At 48.8% G+C, this 791-nt stretch carries 1 protein-coding gene; it reads left to right on the top strand.

Features of this window, described 5'->3' with window-relative positions:
• Positions 1-428: 428 nt before the first annotated feature.
• Positions 429-791, top strand: a 363-nt coding sequence (locus J5224_RS31875) for a TonB-dependent receptor plug domain-containing protein (RefSeq protein ID WP_413544756.1), incomplete at its 3' end; no start/stop codon positions are given.

The following is a 791-nucleotide window of genomic DNA, read 5'->3' as shown; positions in this document are numbered from 1 at the left end:
CAACGCAGATGGCCGTGACCGTTTAACGCTATCTCCTCCTGTTGCCTAAGGTGTTGCCAAATAGCGTCCCATCCAGAATCGAAAACTGATATTCGTGACGGTGGACTGACGTTAAGCTATTCACTAATCGTATCGGGTGTTGGCCCGAGTGATTCTGTCTCATCAGGTATGTCTGGTGGCATTTCCTGCGATAGTGATACATCTCGCGGTTCACCTTCACCGGAAATCAGGAACCGGTTCGTGACGGCAAGGCTGGAGCCATAGATCGTCCTAAGGGTGAATCCCTTTCATTTTTACAGCGTAACGTTACATAAATGCGATTGAGACGAGTTTGCATTTGAAATACTCTTTTTTGGTGCATTATTAGCCAGGAATATGTTGGCTTCTTTATGTCGCACAAAGATACTATTGCAGTAAAGGATGGAAACGTGTCTGAAAATAAAAGGAAATTTTACCTCGTTGGGCAATTCTTTTTCGGTTATGTCACGGTACTGGGTGTTGCATCATCACTCGTGATGGCAGCGCAAACGCTGGCCGCTGAAACGGTGACTGGCAACGCTGATGTGATGGTGGTCATTGCACAGGGCGAGCAAAATACCACGCTCCCCACGGGTGGAATGATTGCGAAACAGAGTGCCGCCGGTACGAAAACACAAACGCCGTTGGTAACGACGCCACAGTCGATCACCGTGGTTACGCGTGCGCAAATGGATAAGCAACGGGTGATGTCCGTCTCCGATGCGTTTAATTACTCTGCCAGTGTGCTGCCAAATTACCGGGGTTCCTCCAAC

The sequence above is a fragment of the Candidatus Symbiopectobacterium sp. NZEC135 genome, assembly GCF_025962695.1.
Note: the sequence above shows the minus strand (reverse complement) of the source record. Positions and strands in the feature narration are given on the sequence as shown.